Raw genomic sequence first — 19,152 nt, 5'->3', positions numbered from 1 at the left:
CTCATCGGGTAAACACGGACAGACGGCACGCGACCGCCCCCTCCCTGAGCAGGCACGACGACGAAACCAGTAGCATGCGGCGCCATGAGCTCCCCCACTGGGCCCGCATCCGGCCTCCCTGTACGAATGCCGCGACCCCGCCAGCCCGGGCGGCACCGCCGCCCCGAGCCCGTGGTGGCACCCGAGGGCGCGCCGACCCTCGTTCTCGCCGTGCCCGGCACGCCCTCGTCCGCGATACGCAGCCTCGCCGAGGAAGTCGTCAGCATCGCCCGTTCCGAGCTGCCCGGCCTCGAGGCCGCGATCGGTTACATCGACGGCGACGACGCCGAGTACCCCACGCTGGGGAGCGTGCTGACCCGTTCCGCCGCGCTGCGCACCGAGCGCTACGAACTGGCGCAGGCAGCCGGCCGCGAGGTCGCCGAGCCCGAGGGCCCGGCCTCCGTCGTGGTGCCGCTGCTCGCCGGCCCGGACAGCGCACTGGTCCGCCGGATCCGCCAGGCCGTCATGGACAGCAGGGCCACCGCGGAGCTGACGGACGTCCTCGGCCCGCACCCGCTGCTCGCCGAGGCCCTGCACGTGAGACTGTCCGAGGCGGGTCTGGCCCGTGCGGACCGGGCGCGCCTGTTCACGGTCGCCACCGCGGCCGACGGCATCGTCCTGGCCACGGTCGGCGGCGACGAGGCGGTCCAGGCCGCCGGTATCACCGGAATGCTGCTGGCCGCGCGGCTCGCCGTGCCGGTCATGGCGGCCGCCCTGGACCAGGAGGGCGCGATCGCGGCGACGGCCGAGGAACTGCGCGCCTCCGGCTCCGCCCAGCTCGCGCTGGCCCCGCACCTCGTCGGACCCGAGGTGCCCGAGGGACTGCTGGAGGCAGCCGCCGCCGAGGCGGGGTGCTCCGCCGCAGAGCCGCTGGGCGCCTACCCCGCGATCGGCAAGCTGGTGCTGTCGCAGTACACGACCGCGCTGGGCATCACGCCCCGGCCGCAGGGCGTCCAGCCGCACTGACCGGTCGCCGCGCTCCGCACGGACGAAGGACCCCGCGCCGGGTTCCCACGTTCTCGTGGTCGTTGCAACACGTGGTCACTGACGTGTGGTCGCGAGCAGGCTGGACAGACGCTCGGCTGGGGTTCCCCAGCCGAGCGTCTTGTGTGGACGGCTGTTGAGCTCGCCCGCCCCGTACCCGGCCTCACGCCTACGGGGACTGCTGCCCACGGGTTCTCCGGGGCTCGTGCGTGCCGCGTCCCCTCGCGGGGAGGCGGGGAGGCCGGGCAGGCCCGGGAGGAGCCGCAGGGCTCAGGCGAAGACCACGCAGGACGCAGCCGGGACGGCGAGCGAACCCGCCCGGTGCGGCACACCGGTCGCCGGGTCGACGGCGGCCGTGACGATCCCGCGGCCGCCCGCCGAGGTGAACGACCCGATGAACGCCCCTACCGCGTTCCCGTGCTCCCCTGGTGCCGCGCCGTCCGGCGCTCCCGCCGGCCGGTCGTGTGCCCTTCCCGGCCGACGGCAGCAGGCGGTCTAGACCAGGCCGGGCTCATGTGCGGGCTCCGGTGCCGGCTCCTCGCCCCGGGCCCGGGCGAGCGCATCCGGATGGTGGACGAACAGGGGGTGCGCCTGCACCGTGTCGTACGTGCGGTGGAAGACGCCGGTCGCGGAGCCGGATATCGGCGGCACGATCCAGGACCAGTCGGCCCCCACCCGGCGTCCCCGGCCGGCTTCCTGCTCCAGGTGGGCGAGGAATCGGCGCGACTCCGTGTGGTGGTCGGTGATGGTCGCACCGGCGCGGTCGAACGAGTGCAGCACGGCACGGTTGATTTCGACCAGCGCGCGGTCCTTCCAGAGGGTGCGGTCGGTGGAGGTGTCGAGGCCCAGCCGCGCGGCCACGACCGGCAGCAGGTCGTAGCGGTCGGTGTCGGCGAGATTGCGGGCGCCGATCTCCGTGCCCATGTACCAGCCGTTGAACGGGGCGGCCGGGTAGCAGATGCCGCCGATCTCCAGGCACATGTTGGAGATGGCGGGTACCGCGTGCCAGCGCAACCCGAGCGAGGCGAACCGGTCGTCCTCCGGGTGGTGCAAGGGGACTTCGTGCACGGCGTCGTCCGGCAGTCCGAACCAGCGGGGCTTGTCGTCGCTGCCCTGGACCACCAGCGGCAGTACGTCGAACTGCGTACCGGGACCGCCCGGCCACCCCAGGCCCGTCACGTACGCGGTGAGCCCGGCGTTGCGCGGATCGCCGGTGACCCGGCCGGCGCCGTCGGTGTAGCCCGCGTACCGCACCAGCTGCTCGTTCCAGATGCGAGGGCCGGGGCAGCCGGGGGCGTCGGGCGCGAAGACCGTGATGACCGGCCGGATCCGGCCACCGTTCGTCGCCTCGCGCAGATGGGCGACGGCCTCGGCGGCGATGGTGTCGGCGTCGCGCACGTCGCGGCGGTCACGGACGCGCAGGGAGCGCCAGTAGAGGCGGCCGATGCAGCGGTTGCTGTTGCGCCAGGCCATGCGTGCCCCGTGAGCGAGTTCGTCTGCGGTGTGACGGTACGTACCGGTAGCATCAATCTCGGCGCGCACGGCGGCGATCCGGGCTGCCGGGTCGCCCGCCCCGCGCTCCTCCCGGTGGTAGAGCCGCAGGAACTCCTCGGCCTCCTTGCGCAGTTGTGCGATGTCGGCGGCCGGTGCCGGCCGCACCGGGGCCGTTCCGGCGGGCCTGGAGTGGCCGACCGGGCACTGCCCCGGCGGAGGAACGGGCTCCGCCCGGACGAGCTGCGCTCCGGCCGGCTGGGGATCCGACGGGCGGGACTTGCGGACGGCGGCTCTACGAAGGAACTTCCGCATGGTGCGCACCCCGGTGTGTGAAGGCTGAGTGGATGCCGCCCGATCTACCCCGAACCTGGCCTGATCCACCCTGTAAATGCCAGATGCACGTGCCCGGTTGGGAGCCGCCGCCCGGCGCACGGGATCCCCGCTGACGCGCGTGCGTCCAGGCGCACGCCGGTAGGCGCCGGCAGCTGCCCACCGGGCCGGCCGCCCTGGGCGGCGCGGCGAACCGCCATCGGCCGGTTTCCGCCGGACCGGCCGCCTCACTGCCGTGGACCGGTGCGCCGAGCGGGCGCCCAGCGGGTCACGGGAACGCCCGGAGCGCGAAGTCACGTCGGTGGGTCGCGCGTGGTTCAGACGGTGACGAGCGGCGCTCGCGGGGACGTGCGCAGGGGTGTCGCGAGTCCGGCGAGGGCGCGCTCCAAGCCCTGCAGATGTGTGAGTGCGGCCTCGACGCCCGGGTGGTGGTGCGGGGCGGCGCCGGCGAGGGCGGGGGCGGGGCCGAGGCCGGGCTCGGCGTCGGACTCCAGTGCGTGCACCGCGGCCTCGACCCGCCAGCAGGCTGCGGCGAGCCGGGCGTCGTGAGAGGCGTACGGGTCCGCCGCGACGGCGGCCAGCCCGCGCACCTCTCGGGCGCAGTCGTCCAGCAGGGCGAGGACCTGCCGGGCCCGGGCCTTACGGGCGCGCAGCGGGCTGAAGGGATGGACCAGGGGCGCCAGGGACATCCGCGCCCGCGCCAGGAGCTGCTCCAGCTCGGCGGCGTGCGGCGCCGGGTCGGCGGTCGCGTCCCCCGCGAGCCTGCGCATCGCGACGGTGGTGCACTCGTGCACACACCGCACGGTCAGCCGGATCCAGGCGTTGGTCGCCGAGTGGGTCGTGACGGGCAGCACGAACGCCACCGCGAGCGCCGCGCCCAGGGCGCCGACCGCCGTCTCGGCGAGACGCAGCGCGAGCAGGGCGGGCCCCAGGGCCCCGAGCAGTCCGTACAGCAGCGAGACGAGCACGGTCACCGCGAACATCATCCAGCTGTACGAGACCGGGGCGCTGTAGAAGATCCCGAAGACGCACGCCAGGCTCAGGACGGCCGTCGGCAGCAGCGCGCCCTGGACGGGCATGGCGACGACCAGACCGGCGGCGATGCCGAGGACGGTGCCGAGGACCCTGCGGAAGCCCCTGACGAACGTCTCGCCGCGCGCGCTGGTGTTGACGAAGATCCACCAGGCGGCGCCGACGGCCCAGTACCAGCGCTCGTCGGAGAGCAGCTGTCCGGCGGCGAGGGCGAACGCCCCGGCCACGGTCACCTGGACGGCCTGCCGGGTGGTCGTCCGGCCGAGCCCCGTTCCGGCCGGAAGCGCGCGGGCCGCGGGCGGCGACACCCGCCGCTCGAAGCACCAGGCGCCGAAACGGACGGCGGAGGCGGCGAGGACGGCGAGGACCACGGAGGAGTACAGCTCGGGGATCTGCGCCGGCACCGTGCGCAGGAACTGCGTCACGAAGAAGGTCATGAACGCGAAGACCCCGAGGGCGTGCCCGCGCGAGCCCCAGCGCCGTGCGTAGACCGCGGCACCGGCCACGGCCACGAAGGCGACGTCGCGGGCGCCGGGAGTGGCGTGCAGACCGGCCGCGAGGGCGAGCACCGGAAGACCCACGACGGGCAGCAGGGCGGTGGTGACGGCCTGGTCCCGGACCCGCGGGTCGGTGACCGTGAAGAGAGCCAGGAGCGCGGCGAGCCCTCCGGTGATGACCGCGGTGAGCGTGTGGCCCGTCAGTGCGCACACGGCCACGGCCACCGCGATGCCGAGGACGGCCCGCGTGGCGCTGCGCAGCCGCAGCAGCCCCGGGTCCGGAGCCACGAACACCCTCTTCAGCACTTCTTCCCGCCCTTTCGACGTACCGGCATGAAAAAGGCGCCGCGGAGTCCGCAGCGCCATCGACAGGTATATGAGAACATCCCCTGCCCCACTGGCTCAAGGCGGGCTTGAACCTATGGGCCATTGGCCGGGTCTCAGACGACGAAGCACCCGAGTGGGCGAGCCATCGGACCAGTCAGGGGCGCACGGGCCGCCGCCGGGCCCGCCGGCGGCGAGGCTCCGGCGCACCGCGTCGCCTCGTGTCCCTGCCACGCCCTCTCCGCCGACGCCCCTGCCCCTGAGCCGCGGCGGCCTCACACAGGTGCCGCGCGGAAACGTGACGGGCCTCGGGAGACGGGACCGGAACGCCGGCGTCAGCGGAGAGCGCACAAGATCCGCACCCGGTCCGGACGGCCCTCGGCTCCTGGAGCGGTTCGGCGAAGTCGCGGTCCGCCCGCCCCGGCTCCGTCCCTCGCCGCGTTGCACCGGGGCCTCGTCAGGCATGCCGCGGGGACGGCGCCGCTCGAATTCGTCCTTCCGGACCTCCGTGCGGCGCGGCTCACTGCGGCCGCAGCCGGATCCCGCCGAGCACGGCGGAACCGCTCCGGACGTCCGTGGCCCGGTGGCGACGATCCGCCCCTCGGCCGTACCGCGTGCGGGCGCCCGGGCCGAGGTATACGAAGAGCTGGTGGCGGATCCGAGGGGCGCGGCCGATGTGCTCGGCGGCCCGGAAGGGGGCAGCGAGCGATGACGACACGGCATCCCGCCGACCGAGGCGGGCCCAGGCCCGGAAAGTTCGACCTACTCGCGGAGAAGGCCTCGAACTTCACCAGCTCACCGGCCTTCTTCGGGCTCTGTCTGCTGGTGGTCGCCGGGGTGGTCGCGGTGCACTTCGCGGACGTCTCCCTGAAGTGGAAGATCTTCGCCGGGGAGTGCATGACGGCTGTCACCCTGATGCTTCTGGCGCTGCTGAAGAACTCGGAGCTGCGCAGCGAGCGTGCGCTCCAGCGGAAGCTGGACGCCATCGCCGCCGCGCTGCTCGAATCCCAGGAGGGCGAACCCGGCAAGGCGCACGAGGACCTCAAGGCCGCCATCCGGATGGAGGAGGAGACCTGACGGGGGCAGGAGCGCATATGACTGGGCCATTGGTACAGTCACGGCGGGGAACGACGGGCTGCAGGGAGGCCGACGGCCATGGCGGTGGACGAACTCGACACCCGCATCCTGCGTCTGATGATCGAGCAGCCGCGCACCAGCGTGCGGGAGTACGCGCGCGTCCTCGGCATCGCGCGCGGAACCCTCCAGGCAAGGATCGACCGGCTGGAACGCACTGGTGTGATCACGGGCACGGGTCCGGTGCTGTCCCCCGCCGCGCTCGGTCATCCGGTGCTGGCGTTCGTCCACATCGAGGTCACCCAAGGGCATCTGGACGACGTGGGCGAAGCGCTGGCCGAGGTGCCGGAGATCGTCGAGGCGTTCTCCATCACGGGCGGCGGAGACCTGCTGACCAGGGTGGTCGCCCGGGACAACGGCCATCTGGAGGACGTGATCCAGCGCCTGATCAATCTGCCGGGCGTCGTCCGCACACGGACGGAGATGGCGCTGCGGGAACGTGTGCCGCACCGGATGCTGCCGTTGGTCGAGTCGGTCGGCCGGCGCACCCGCACCGTGCGCTGACCTCGGCCCGGACGGCCGGTCGGCATCCTGGGGGCATGAGCACTGCGCGTGCTGCGGTCATTTTCGATCTTGACGGAACGCTGGTGGACAGCGAACCGAACTACTACGAAGCGGGCCGACGCGTCCTCGCCGGGTACGGCGTCACGGACTTCACATGGGAGCACCACACCCGCTTCATCGGGATCGGCACCCGCGAGACCCTGGAGCGGCTGAGCCAGGAGTACGGGCTCGATGCGTCCATCGAGGATCTGGTCCATCGCGGAGCTGCTGGCCGGCAAGAACCGCGCCTACATCCGGTCAGCCAGGAGGCGCGGAACCTCGAAGCCGTCGGGATCACCCCGCCGGGCGGCGTTCGCGGCGGCGATAGTGAGGGACATGCCTGATGCACTGACGTCGACGGCCTGACCGTCGGTCAGGCCTCGGCACTCGTAGGCGTGACAGTCCGCGCGCTGCACCACTGGGATGAGACCGGTCTGGCGCGACCGTCGCTGCGCACGGCTGCCGGATACCGGCTCCACACTGCCGGTGATCTGGAGCGCCTGCGCCGCGTCGTCGTCTACCGTGAGATCGGTCTCGGTCGGGACAGGATTCAGGCCGCGCTGGGGCGAGGTCGTGGCGGCCTCGTCCCGCGCTGCCCGGCGTACATCCGGTTGATGAACGTACCGGCCGCGGACCTGGCCACCCGTCTCGCCCTCGTACCGTCCGATGAGAGCGCGGACGGTACGGGTGCGAACGATACGGGTGCGAACGATACGGTCAGGCGTCCTCGGCGCCGCCGAAGCGGTCGCGGTAGGACTCCAGGTCCTCCTCCGTGATCTTCGCGAAGAGCACCGGCGGGACGATGAACGCGGTCCCGGCCGGGACCGCGTCCAGGGCCTTGGCCTGCTCAGCAGTCACCCAGGTCGCGGTGTCGCCCTCCAGCGCGAAGGCTCCGCGCATGGCAGCAGCCGTGGACGGGATGAACGGCTCGGAGACGACCGCGTACAGGTGGATCAGGTTCATCGCCGTACGCAGAGTCAGCGCCGCGCCGCCCGGGTCGGTCTTGATCTCCAGCCAGGGGGCCTTCTCCTCCAGGTAGGAGTTGCCGGCCGACCACAGGGCACGTAGCGCGGCCGCGGCCTTGCGGAACTGGAGGGCCTCCATCTGCTCCTCGTACTCGGCCAGCAGCCGTGCGATCTCCTCACCCAGCTTCGCCTCCGCCTCTCCCCCAGAGCCTTCGGCCTGGGAGTTGCCCCCAGCGGCGTGGCCCGCCGGGACCTCGTCGCCGAACCGCTTCCGGGAGAAGGACAGCACGCGGTTGACGAAGTTGCCGAGGGTGTCGGCCAGGTCCTTGTTGACCGTGGCGGTGAAGTGCTCCCAGGTGAAGGAGGAGTCGTCGGACTCGGGGGCGTTGGCGATCAGGAAGTAGCGCCAGTAGTCACCAGGGAGGATCTCCAGGGCCGCGTCGGTGAAGACCCCGCGCTTCTGCGAGGTCGAGAACTTGCCGCCGTAGTACGTCAGCCAGTTGAAGCCCTTGACGACGTCGACCTTCTTCCACGCCTCGCGCACGCCGAGTTCGGTGGCCGGGAACATCACCGTGTGGAACGGAACGTTGTCCTTGGCCATGAACTGCGTGTAGCGGACGGTGTCGTCGGCCTCGTACCACCACGACTTCCAGTCGCGGGTCTCGCCGTCGGTGGCGGCGTCCGCCCACTCCTTCGTCGCGCCGATGTACTCGATCGGGGCGTCGAACCAGACGTAGAAGACCTTGCCCTCGGCCGCGAGGTCCGGCCAGGTGTCGGCCGGGACCGGGACACCCCAGTCCAGGTCGCGGGTGATGGCGCGGTCGTTGAGCCCCTCGGCCAGCCACTTGTGGGCGATGGACGTGGACAGATGCGGCCACTCCGCGCTGACGGTGGCGATCCACTCCGAGACTTCGTTCTGGAGCTTGGACTGCAGCAGGAAGAGGTGCTTGGTCTCACGGACCTCCAGATCGGTGGAGCCGCTGATCGCCGAGCGCGGGTCGATCAGATCGGTCGGGTCCAGCACCCGGGTGCAGTTCTCGCACTGGTCGCCGCGGGCCTTTTCGTAACCGCAGTGCGGGCAGGTGCCCTCGACGTACCGGTCCGGCAGGAAGCGGCCGTCGACGGGCGAGTACACCTGACGGATCGCGCGCTCCTCGATGAACCCGTTCTCGTTCAGCTTGCGCGCGAAGCGCTGGGTGATCTCGACGTTCTGCGGCGACGAGCTGCGCCCGAAGTAGTCGAAGGCCAGCTCGAACCCGTCGTACACGGCCTTCTGCGCGTCATGGGCTCTGGCGCAGAACTCGTCGACCGAGAGCCCTGCCTCCTTGGCGGCCAGCTCGGCCGGCGTGCCGTGCTCGTCGGTCGCGCAGATGTACAGGACGTCGTGACCGCGCTGGCGGAGGTACCGGGAGTACACATCCGCCGGAAGCATCGACCCGACCATGTTGCCCAGGTGCTTGATCCCGTTGATGTAGGGAAGCGCGCTGGTGACCAGGTGTCGAGCCATCCTCGGATGCTCCATTTCGTACGTACGGCGCCGGTGGCAGTGCCCCGGCGGGCCAATGTCGGGAAGTTGCAGCCAATGCGATTTCTTGGTGTTCGTGTCCGCGAAGGGCTGTCCCGTAATCCCCAGCGGGCGCACGACGACGGCTGTGGCACCTCGCTGCGTTGCCGGATCGCCCGAATACGCCGAGTATGAGGACGACCCTCCGCCTTGCGATGCACCGCGTCTGACGCCGCGCGCCGATCCACCGGTGATGACGGGACAGCCCTTGAACTCCGTCAAGACAACCCCAATTCTACCGAGTCACCGCCAACGTAAGGCCCGGTGGCACCGCAGCGCCGGCCAAGCAAAGGTCCGGGGGGGGACCGGAACCGCGGATGTCGACACGGCATTGAGAGTCAAGCGCCCGACGATCACAAGAATGCGCGAGCCCTCCCCAGGGCACAACGTCGACGTTAGCCTGATCAGTCACCAGGTCGCCGGACGACGGGGGGGATGACATGGCGGACGATGTGATGCGCGTGGAACTGCCGGACGGCACTCCGGTGTGGGCCCGGGTCCATGGGGCGGAGCAACTGGACGCCTCCACGCCCGGGGGGTACGCGGACAGTGGCCTCTCAGGACAGGCCGCGGCGCGGCTCGAGAGCCTTCGGGAACTGGTTACGGGGGTTGCCAGTTCACTCGCGGACGGCGTCAGAGCGGTCCGGCCGGACGAGGTCAGTATCGCCTTCGGTATCGAGTTCGCTGTCAAATCCGGAAAGGTCGTCGGACTCCTCGCCGACGGTGAGGCGAAGAGCGCGGTGACGGTCACGCTCACCTGGCAACACGACGGTCCTCCGGCGGATCTCGGCACGGCGCCCGCGGCCCCGGGCTCGCCAACTCCGGCACCTGCTCCCAGAGGGGATGTTCGGTGACCACCGTGGCCGAGGGGGGCGCGTACGACGACGGGTTCGACCTGTTGGAGCCCCTTGTGCACCTAGCGGCCGCCGCCACGGTGCGCATTCATGCTCCGGCCCCCGGGTACGCCATGGGAGGAATCCTTGAGGACAGCACTGATGGCGATGCGGCACCTCGACCTTGGGGCAGTGGCTTCTTCATCGCCCCGAACTGGGTGCTGACCTGTGCGCATGTGGTGCTGAACAGCGAGACTCGGCAGGAGGCGACTGCTGTGGGGCAGGGCGCGCGCGAGGTCGCGGTGAGCTTCAGCGGTGGCACCGTGGCCGGAGTCGTCGAATGGGCAGAACCCTTGTCACGTGCCGGAACAGGCATATGGCCCGCGCCCGACCTCGCTCTGATTCGCCTGCTCGAACCGGTCGAACATCCCTGTGTATGGGTCAGCGAACGGTCCGCGAAGGCCGTCAGCGGCAAAGAGGTCGCCTATTTCGGCTGCACCGAGGTGGAGGGAGAGATCCAGGATTTCTACGGCAGGTGCACCATCCGCGGGGGACTGGGCCAGGACGGCATCCTGAGACTCGGCAACGAGGATGAGATGCCGGAAGGAGTCTCCGGCGGCCCCGTGGTCGACCTGACCCGCGGTGAGGTCCTCGGAGTCGTCAAGGGACGTCGCAGGGGTCTCGACGGCGGCCTGGCCGTATCACTCGTACAGTTGCGCCGGATTCCGATGCCGGCCGCACAGGTCCAAACCGAGACGGACGACCTGTATCAACGAGTCATCCACGCTCACGACCGTCACCACGCTGACCGCCAGCACGACGTCCGCAGTCTGTCCGGCACCTGGACCGAGGCCCAGAGCGTCATACGCGCCACCGCCGGCCGCGCCCTCACACCTGGCCAGCGCACCGAACTGCTCGGTCTCCTCGCCGAACTTCCGCCTCCGACGAGCACCCGCGCGCTGGAGGGGCTGATCGCTCTGGTCCACCGCGGGCACAGCCCCATGGTGCCGCTCGCTCCGCGCAGTTGGCGAGAGGGCATGGGCTTGCTGTACGACCTGCGCAGCGGCACCGCCGAGCTGGAGGCCATATTGCGGTACGCCGTGCTTGCCGCAACCGCGGAGCGTCCCTATCCGGCCCTCTCGGGTACCGAACGCGGGATATGGCGCTGGGTTGAGGCGACCGCTGCCGCAGCCGCCGTTCCGCGCCATGTGCGACGCGCCCTCGCAGACGAGAGGGAGAGCCGCCTGCACTCCCGTGCCGTCACCTCGTTCACGGCGCTCCGCGCCTCGGCGTCCGGATCCTCGGCAAGCGGCGTATCCGTCCTGCTGGAACTGGTTCCGCGTGGCTGGGAGCCCGACCGCTACGACTGGCGGATCTGCTTGGTGCACGGCTCCGGCGGACTGGAGCCGCTGGCGGAGGACTTCGGTGGCACCGCACTGGACGAACTGCCGCAACGGCTCAGCGGCTCGCTGACCGAGGCGTTCCGTCGTCTGGACGAGCCCGGCCGGCCCGCCGTCTTGCAGGTCGCCCTGCCTCTCCCCCTGCTCGGTCTGCCTGTCCACGACTGGCCGGTAGCGGATGGGCGTCACCCGGTCGGGGCGCTCCGGCCGGTCGTCGTGCGCTGCTCGGATCGCTCGGCGAAGGAGTCAGCGCATCAGCTGGCCAACCGCGAGCGGCGTTGGCAATCGGTTCACTCCGGCCCGCTGCTGCCCTTCACCGTCCTCGACTGCGAGGACAGCCGCTCACAGCCGCTCCCTGACATCGGCGCTCTCCGTACTCTGCACGCCCGCACCCTGCCCGCCCTGTGCCACTCCGCCAACCGGCATCACACCGCACGCCAGGACATCGTGGCAGCCGGATACGGTGTGGCCCTGTGGCGTCGGGAGCCGGGCGGGCGGGACTGGATCTGCGCCGACTTCCACCGCGGCCTTCAGTGGACCGTGCGAACAGCCGGTCGTGCCGACAATTTGCCCGACACCGTCTGGCGGCTCCGTGCCGACACCAGCGCGGGTATCCCCGAGGCGTACTGGTCAAAGGGCGTCGCGCTGCTGTACGACGATCCGACCCGCCCGCTGCCCGAGACCGATGAACCCCTGGAGGCCCCATGATCTACCGATCCATTCCACTATGCACCCTTCTCTCGGGTCGCTACGGTGGTCGGGTTCCGGAGGATGCTCCTGCTCCAGGCGTACGAAAGACGAGGAGCCCGGCGTGCCCGAAGTGAACCCCAGGACCAGCGAGGACGATGATCCGGGCCCGGACGCTCCGGACGAATGGCTCATCTACCGAGGAACAGGCGAACCGCACGACGGCATCGGCGCTCTGCCCGGCCCACCCCCCTGGCGGGACTTCGATGGCGGCCCGTTGGTGGAGCCCGGCCCGGCCGCGGAGAGCTCGTCGGCCCGTCGACTGGGGGCCTACCGCCACATGGCCCAACTGCACCGCCCGGGCGCGGAGGAACTGGAGATCGTCAACGCCGCCTTGTATCTCCGCCGCCCGTTACTCGTGACCGGTGATCCCGGTGCCGGCAAGAGCACGCTCGCACATGCCGTCGCGTACGAACTGGGCCTCGGCCGGGTGCTGCGCTGGCCGGTCGTCAGCCGCAGTGTCCTGGGCGACGGCCTCTATCGTTACGATGCCATCGCACGACTCCAGGACACCCAGATCGCCCGGGACACCCGAGGCACCACCACGCCCGGCGGCATCGGTAGTTACCTTCGCCTCGGCCCGCTGGGCACGGCTCTGCTTCCCACCGCCAAGCCACGCGTTCTCCTGATCGACGAACTCGACAAGAGCGACATCGACCTGCCCAACGATCTGCTCAACGTCCTGGAAGAGGGCGAGTTCACCATCCCGGAGCTCGAACGCATCGCGGACCGCGAACCGGAAGTCGAGGTCCTCACCGACGACGGGGCCAAGGTCACCGTGCGAGACGGCCTCATCCGCTGCCGGGCGTTCCCCTTCGTCGTCCTGACCAGCAATGGCGAGCGCGATTTTCCGGCCCCCCTGCTACGCCGCTGTGTATCCCTCGAACTCGGCCGCCCCGACCACAAACGCCTGGCCACCGTGGTCCGTGCCCACCTCGGCGAGGAGGCGGCCCGCTCAGGTGACGACCTGATCCAGGCCTTCCTCTCCCGCTCGCGCTCCGAGCTCCTCGCTACCGACCAACTGCTCAACGCCATCTACCTCACCCACTACGCCGCCCAACCCACTCGTGACCGGATCGCCGACTTGCTGATCCAAGCGCTCGACCGGCCCCGGTGATGCGGAATGCAGGACTCCGCCCCATTGCGGGGCCGCCCTGATCGTCAGAGCCCCTCGGACGCGCTGGCCGAGGTGATCGCCGCGATGGAACGGGCAGGCATCGGCACATCCCGTGACGAACTCGCCGACGCGCTGTGGCTGGCCCGCTGGTGGAAACCGGCAGGCGGAATCCCGCTCCTCGGCACCCGGGAGACCGTACAGCAGCGGCGTCCGGCCGCTGAACGGACGACCACCTCGGAAACCCCGTCCTCCTCAGCGGCCGGGGGGCAGCCGAGCCCGAGCTGTCCATTGTCCGACGCCGCTCCGGTTCCAGCAGTCGCCCGCTCCGACACTGCCGCCTGCGCCTGGCTCTACCCCGGTGCCGGAAGGGGAGGCATAGCGGACAACGCCGTACAGGTCGGCGTCCGGGCGCCTGCCACCCTGCCGGCGGCCCCCGAACTCCAGCGCTCGCTCAGGCCGTTGCAGCGACTGCGCGGGGCCGTCGAACCGCTGCGCACGACGTTGGACGAGTACGCCACCGCCGAACTGACCGCACAGGCCGGGGGACTGCTGTTACCCGTGTACCGCCCGGTGACTCGGGGCGACCTCTCGATGCGGCTGCTGATGGACACCGCGAGCTCGATGCACGTATGGGAGCGGACGCTCGACGAGCTCAAGCAGATGTTCGAGCGTGGGGGTGCCTTCCGTGACGTACGAGTGCGGTATCTCCACGAGGGACCAGGCGGGTCGGTCGCCGTGAGCACCCGCTTCGGGGCGTCCGCTGCGGCACTGCACTCCTCGGATCACCTGTGCGATCCGACCGGACGTCAGGTGACCGTACTGGTCAGCGACTGCACGGGCCCTCTGTGGAACAGCGGCGCGGCGCACCGGCTGCTCCACCGGCTGTCCCGCTACGCGCCAGTGGCCGTACTCCAGCCCCTGCCGCAGCGGCTCTGGTCCCGCACGCGGTTGCCCGCCTCACACGGTGTGGTGTGGCGCGTCGAGGACACGACCAACCCGGGCCGGCTGCGCTTCGCACAGTCCGCCGAGCCCGGCTCGCCGAGGCCCGGACGGGCACAGAAAGCGGCAGCGGTCGAGATTCCCGTACTGCCGCTGTCTGCGGCCTCTTTGGGGGCCTGGGCGCGTCTCGTCTCGGGTACGGGCGCGGGACCGGTGCCCGCATCGGTGGGTTGGGTGAGCCACGACCAGCCCGCGACACCCGCGTCGCGTCCTCGGCCCTCCCGGTCACCCGCCGAACTCGTCGCGCGGTTTCGCGAACGGGCGTCCCCAGGAGCGGAGCAGCTCGCTGTGTACCTCGCTGCAGCCCCGTTGTACCTTCCCGTCATGCAGTTGGTCCAGCGGACAATGCTCCGCGGGTCCGGTCCCGCGGAGATGGCCGAGGTGCTGCTGAGCGGACTGCTCACCCGGTCCGATCCCGAGAGTGCCGCAGGAGACAGCAGCTGGTACGAATTCGTCGAGGGCGTCCGGGAGACCCTCCTGACCCCACTGGCCAGGGACGAGGCACTGCTCGTCCTCAAGCACTGCTCGGAGTTCATCGAGCAGCGATTCGGCAGGGGCAGTCCCAATTTCCCCGCCATGGCCATCCTCCAGTTGGAAAGCGATGCCCCTCCACCCGTGGACGCGGAACACCGCGCCCCGGCCCCCGCCCCGAACGGCCCTTCCCGGATCCCACAGCCCTTCGCCGCCGTCGCCGCCAGGGTCCTGGAACGCTTCGCCCCGCCGGCTGACTCGCCGGTGGTCGGCGATGTCGGCCGGCCGAACGGCCTCGCGCGGCGGTCGGTCATCCACCGGGCCGAGGCTCTGGTGGAGCGGTTCAAGTCCGACGGCATGGTGCAGAACCTGCTCGACGCCGTGCAGGTGTTGAGACAGTCCACCGGGCGGGAACCGGTTCGGGGCACTGACCCCGAGCTGTGGACGGCCCTGGCCAGGAATCTACTGCTGCTGTGGCGGCTCCAGGCCGATGCCACCCTGCTCGCGGAGGCCCTGGACGCGGCGACCCTGGCCGCGGCCCATCCCGACGCCGTACACGCCCGGACCACCCTTGCCCGTGTGCTGCACGCCTCGGCGAGTGAACGGCGGGCGGCCGGTGACGAGCGTACGGCGCTGGAACTGCTGCGCCGCGCCGATCGCGAGTACACCGCGGCCTGCGCCGCGCCGGGCCTGGAGGCCGACGAAGCGCTGGAGATCACCCTTGAACGGGCCAGCGTGCTGGAGGAACAGTGGGTTCTCGGAGGTTACTCGGGCCTGCTGGAAGAGACCGTGGGCATGCTGGAGGCCTTCGGTGACGCCTGGCCGGTCACGAGGACACAGCCGAGCGGTCTTTCCCTGGCACACGGCCGCGCGCTGCTCCTGCTGGCCCGCGATACCCAGGACCTGGAGCGCGTACGGGTCTACGCGCAGCAGGCCGCGGTGTCGCTGGACCACGGCCGAGAACTGCTGGACGGTGAATCGTCGCTCCCCGACGACCGTGCCCGGGCAGCGCTCGACCTGGTCGACGCACAGTTGCTGTCGGGTGAGAACCTGGACCGCGCCGAAGTGCTGTTGGCTGAGATCCTCCGGACGGCGGACGACCAGCGGCTGCGGGCCGCTGCACTGGCCCGGGCCGCCCGGCTGAGAGTACGCAGGTACGACTGCGGCAGTCCGGTCACCGAACTCGAGGCGGCGACAGAGCGGTTCCTGGACGCATGCCGTGCCGTACCGCGAGATCGACCCGAGTACGGCGATCTCCTCGCCGAGTGGGGTGAAACACTGCTGCGCCGGGCGGGCCTCGCGGGCGGTAAGCCATTCATCGGACGGACCGTACGGGTGTTGCGGGAATGCCGCATGGAAACCGCTCCGAACGCCCAGGAGCTCGCCGGTCGGCTGTTGATGCTGGGCAGGGCCCTGATACTCCGCTATCAGTCGGAGGGCGATCTGGTCGATCTTCGCGAGGCCGAGCACGTCTTCGAGGTGGCCATCAGCCATGCTGGGCAAGAGGGGGTGCGTGCCCGCTCATGGTTTGCCCTCGGAGAGGCTCACCACTTCGCCTTCCAACACACCAGGAGGCCCGGGCGGCTGGATCACGCCGCCGCGGCGCTCCGCAAAGCGGCCCTGGCCGCGCGCGCAGCCCAGGAGGAACTCGTCGACCCGTCGGACATGGTGAGACTGGCCGCGTCCGCCCACCACGCCCGCGGGCTCGTCCACGAGTCCGCAGGCCGCCCCCGTGCCGCGCGCGACGCCTACCGGTCCGCGATGCACGAGTGGCACCGCCTCCCGGCCGGAGGCGGACAGGGCGAGGAGAACACGGCTGCCCGTCTGGCGGAGTTGGGCGGGCAATGACGCAAGGACAGCGTTTCCTACGCCCGGCGGAAGGGAATCCTCGCTGGGCTGGCAGCGGGGGGAAGAGAGGCGGAACGCCGATGTACGAGCCCGAGGTGACGCCGCAACAACTGGACGGAACGGGAGCGAACATCGAGAGCCTGCCGGACTTACTCGGCCTGGACCTGGAAGACCTCCGCACGCTGCGGCACCCGGTCCTTGATGAAGTACTGGCAGACCTGCGCGCCCGTATCGACCAACCGGCCGAAACGCTGTGGGCCCACTCACGAACCGCCTGACCCATGGCACGCCCCTCCACCGGCTCGGCAACCGCGGCAGGTAACGCCGTGCCCGGCCCGGCAGTGCCCTTCACCCAGTTCATCCTGAAGCTCCACAGCCGTTGCAACCTCGCCTGCAGCTATTGCTATATCTACGAGGCGGCCGATACCAGCTGGCGTCACCGACCCCTCGTACCGGCTCCCCGCGTCAGAGAACAGACCGCGCGGCGGATCGCCGAGCATGCCACCGCCCACCAGCCGACGCACATCTCAGTGGTGCTGCACGGCGGAGAACCCATGCTGGCGGGCGCCGAGGTGCTCGCGGAGACCATCGACGGCATACGCGCCGCGGTGCCGGCCGGCTGTACTGTGCACCCCGCCATCCAGACGAACGCCACCCTGCTCGCCGACGACCGTCTGCGCCTTCTCGCCTCCCGTGGCATCCGCGTCGGTGTCAGCCTCGACGGCGGCCTCCCGCACCACAACCGGGAGCGCAGGGACCACGCGGGCCGCCCCTCCTGGGCGGCGACCGCCGCCGGGTTACGGCTGCTGGCGGACCACTATCCGGGCCACTACGCGGGCATCCTCGCGGTGATCGACCTCCGGACCGACCCGGCGGAGTTGTACGAGTCGCTGCTCTCCTTCCGCCCGCCGATCATCGACCTCCTGCTCCCGCTGGGCAACTGGAGCGCTCCACCGCCCGGCCTGCCTGCTCCGGAAAGCGATCCGGTGCCGTACGGAACGTGGTTGCGCACGGTCTTCGACCTCTGGTGGCATGCCGACAGGCGTGGCACCCGGATACGGATCTTCGAGGAATGCATCGCCCTGCTCCTCGGGTTTCCGGCCGCCACCGAATCGCTGGGCCTGCAACCCTTCACCGCCGTGGTCGTCGAGACGGACGGCAGCATCGAACAGGTCGACTCCCTGAAGTCGGCCTACGAGGGAGCCGCAGCCACCGGCCTCGACGTCTTCCGGCACAGTTTCGACGACGCCCTCGCCCACCCCGGCATAGCGGCCCGCCAGGCCGGCCTGGCCGCCCTGGCCGATGACTGCCTGCAGTGCCCACTGGTCCGGGTCTGCGGCGGCGGAGACTATGCCCATCGCTACCGTGCGGGAGTCGGCTTCCGCCAGCCCAGCATCTACTGCGCCGATCTGCAGTACCTCATCCGTCACATCGCCGGCCGGCTCAGGGAGGTGACCTCGTCGTGAGACCTTCCATCAACGAATCGGAACTGCGCGAACTCGGGCGCACCCACGGCAGCCCAGAACTCCTGGCACGGCTCGCCGACGGGCAGCGCACACACCGACTGCTCCTTCTGCGTGCCCTGCTCGACGCGGTGGACGACGCCCCGGCACCGACAGCGGCACGCGTACGTGAGCACTGGCAACTCCTGGAATCGGCCGAACGCCGCGCCCAGGATGCCGCACACCGGGTGGTGCACTACCCCCTGGTCGGGACGTGGGCCGCCCACAGCCTGCGGCTGCTGTTACGCGGGGGCGCTGCCGGGCCGACGGACGACCTGGCCCACCTGGGAGCCGTCTCCGCCGCCGCGGCGGCACGAGCGGGCATGGCGTTCCGACTGCGTCTGCCGAGCAATGGCGGCATGCTGTCCCTGCCCACTCTGGGCGCCCTGCGCTGTCCCGGCTCCGCCCATGTGACGGTCAGCGGCACGGGCGACCGGTTGCGCCTGTCTCCGGACCGCGGCCGTACCGCGGAGATCCGCCGCGGCTCCGGTGACCATGCGGCCTGGCGATCGGGCGACTCGCGCTGGAGGCCTCTGATCCGCCTCGGTGGTGTCAGCCGCCCCGTCGTGCTTGACGACACCGACCACTACCGTCTCGTCGACAGCGACGGAGCGACGCCCTCCGGCACGAGCCTGGACCGGCGGCAGCAGGAACGGTGGCAGGACGTCTGGCACGAGACACTGCCGATGCTGCAGGTCGGCGGTGATCAGCGCCTCACGGATCTGGACGCCCTGTTGGACTGCGTGGTCCCCTTGGCCGACCGGTCGGCCGGCTCGCCACACAGCCCCGGAGTGACCCACCGCAGCGGCACCCGGCGCGATGCTTTCGGAGCAATGCTGAGCAGCCGGCCGTCGGAGCCACAGTGGTTCGCCGCGACGCTCGTCCACGAACTGCAGCATGCGAAACTGTCGGCGCTGTCGGAGCTTGTACCACTGCACACCGCTGACAACCGGCCGCGCCACTGGGCTCCCTGGCGCCCCGATCCCCGGCCCTTCGAAGGGCTGCTCCACGGGTGCTACGCACACCTGGCACTGAGCGACCACTGGCAGGCCGTCGCTCTCGCCGCCAAGGACCCGATCGAGCGCGACCGGGGCTGGGCAGAGCACGCGCGTTGTCGCGCACAGATCAACGCGGTCCTGCCACTGATGGCCGGTTCACGGCATCTCACCCCGAAAGGGCGCGTACTCGTCACGGAGATGGAGCATCACCTCACCCGATTGAAGGAGACGCCACCTCCCGACGGTCATCTGATCAGAGCCGGTGCGTACGTGGAGACCGCGTGGGCCGTCTGGCGTAGACGGCATGCGCCGTGAGGGTCCTCATGGTGCA

14 protein-coding genes and 1 pseudogene are annotated in these 19,152 nt (G+C 70.8%); 12 read left to right on the top strand and 3 right to left on the bottom strand.

Annotation, left to right across the window (positions count from 1 at the left end):
* The first annotated feature begins 84 nt into the window (after nucleotides 1–84).
* Nucleotides 85–1,005: a sirohydrochlorin chelatase gene (locus FEF34_RS34035; protein WP_138056593.1), complete on the top strand. Its 921-nt coding sequence runs from the start codon at nucleotides 85–87 to the stop codon at nucleotides 1,003–1,005.
* Nucleotides 1,006–1,518: 513 nt separating this feature from the next.
* Here the strand turns inward: FEF34_RS34035 and FEF34_RS34030 are convergent.
* Both FEF34_RS34030 and FEF34_RS34025 read right to left on the bottom strand, forming a co-directional pair.
* Nucleotides 1,519–2,682 carry a nitric oxide synthase oxygenase gene (locus FEF34_RS34030; RefSeq protein WP_138056592.1) on the bottom strand — a complete coding sequence of 388 codons (1,164 nt, stop codon included), beginning with the start codon at nucleotides 2,680–2,682 and terminating at the stop codon, nucleotides 1,519–1,521.
* 482 nt (nucleotides 2,683–3,164) lie between these two features.
* On the bottom strand, nucleotides 3,165–4,682 hold the full coding sequence (locus FEF34_RS34025) for an FUSC family protein (protein WP_138056591.1): 1,518 nt from the start codon (nucleotides 4,680–4,682) through the stop codon (nucleotides 3,165–3,167).
* 726 nt (nucleotides 4,683–5,408) lie between these two features.
* On the opposite strand from FEF34_RS34025, the gene FEF34_RS34020 reads away from it, so the two are divergent.
* The 4 genes and pseudogenes from FEF34_RS34020 to FEF34_RS34005 form a co-directional block, all read left to right on the top strand.
* Entirely contained in the window at nucleotides 5,409–5,777 is a 369-nt protein-coding gene (locus FEF34_RS34020) for a hypothetical protein (protein WP_138056590.1), read from the top strand.
* A gap of 78 nt (nucleotides 5,778–5,855) precedes the next feature.
* The gene (locus tag FEF34_RS34015) at nucleotides 5,856–6,338 is read left to right on the top strand and encodes an Lrp/AsnC family transcriptional regulator (protein ID WP_138056589.1); all 483 of its coding nucleotides are present in this window, start codon (nucleotides 5,856–5,858) and stop codon (nucleotides 6,336–6,338) included.
* Between the two features lie 35 nt (nucleotides 6,339–6,373).
* Nucleotides 6,374–6,721: an HAD family hydrolase gene (locus tag FEF34_RS34010; protein WP_407698322.1), complete on the top strand. Its 348-nt coding sequence runs from the start codon at nucleotides 6,374–6,376 to the stop codon at nucleotides 6,719–6,721.
* 51 nt (nucleotides 6,722–6,772) lie between these two features.
* Nucleotides 6,773–6,940: pseudogene (locus FEF34_RS34005) on the top strand (MerR family transcriptional regulator); the annotation flags it as partial.
* A gap of 154 nt (nucleotides 6,941–7,094) precedes the next feature.
* Here the strand turns inward: FEF34_RS34005 and metG are convergent.
* Entirely contained in the window at nucleotides 7,095–8,849 is a 1,755-nt protein-coding gene (gene metG / locus FEF34_RS34000) for a methionine--tRNA ligase (protein ID WP_138056588.1), read from the bottom strand.
* 497 nt (nucleotides 8,850–9,346) lie between these two features.
* Here metG and FEF34_RS33995 point away from each other — a divergent pair, with 497 nt between their 5' ends.
* The 7 genes from FEF34_RS33995 to FEF34_RS33960 all read left to right on the top strand — a co-directional run bounded on the left by FEF34_RS33995 (nucleotide 9,347) and on the right by FEF34_RS33960 (nucleotide 19,136).
* The gene (locus tag FEF34_RS33995; RefSeq protein WP_138056587.1) at nucleotides 9,347–9,760 is read left to right on the top strand and encodes a CU044_2847 family protein; all 414 of its coding nucleotides are present in this window, start codon (nucleotides 9,347–9,349) and stop codon (nucleotides 9,758–9,760) included.
* Entirely contained in the window at nucleotides 9,757–11,847 is a 2,091-nt protein-coding gene (locus FEF34_RS33990) for a VMAP-C domain-containing protein (protein WP_138056586.1), read from the top strand. The genes FEF34_RS33995 and FEF34_RS33990 overlap by 4 nt, the downstream gene beginning before the upstream one ends.
* Before the next feature lie 103 nt (nucleotides 11,848–11,950).
* Nucleotides 11,951–13,003, top strand: coding sequence for an AAA family ATPase (locus tag FEF34_RS33985; protein ID WP_234042654.1), 1,053 nt, complete (start codon nucleotides 11,951–11,953; stop codon nucleotides 13,001–13,003).
* 6 nt (nucleotides 13,004–13,009) lie between these two features.
* Nucleotides 13,010–16,321, top strand: a complete 3,312-nt coding sequence (locus FEF34_RS33975) for an SAV_2336 N-terminal domain-related protein (RefSeq protein WP_171053198.1) — start codon at nucleotides 13,010–13,012, stop codon at nucleotides 16,319–16,321.
* A gap of 80 nt (nucleotides 16,322–16,401) precedes the next feature.
* On the top strand, nucleotides 16,402–16,599 hold the full coding sequence (locus tag FEF34_RS33970) for an FXSXX-COOH protein (RefSeq protein WP_138056582.1): 198 nt from the start codon (nucleotides 16,402–16,404) through the stop codon (nucleotides 16,597–16,599).
* Nucleotides 16,600–16,602: 3 nt separating this feature from the next.
* The gene (locus FEF34_RS33965; RefSeq protein WP_138056581.1) at nucleotides 16,603–17,787 is read left to right on the top strand and encodes an FxsB family cyclophane-forming radical SAM/SPASM peptide maturase; all 1,185 of its coding nucleotides are present in this window, start codon (nucleotides 16,603–16,605) and stop codon (nucleotides 17,785–17,787) included.
* Nucleotides 17,784–19,136 (top strand): HEXXH motif domain-containing protein, encoded by a 1,353-nt coding sequence (locus FEF34_RS33960; RefSeq protein ID WP_138056580.1) that lies wholly within the window; start codon nucleotides 17,784–17,786, stop codon nucleotides 19,134–19,136. Before FEF34_RS33965 ends, FEF34_RS33960 begins: the two co-directional genes overlap by 4 nt.
* Nucleotides 19,137–19,152: the final 16 nt, after the last annotated feature.

This window comes from Streptomyces marianii, assembly GCF_005795905.1.
Lineage (GTDB): Bacteria > Actinomycetota > Actinomycetes > Streptomycetales > Streptomycetaceae > Streptomyces > Streptomyces marianii.
This window is presented reverse-complemented; position numbering and strand designations above follow the sequence as displayed.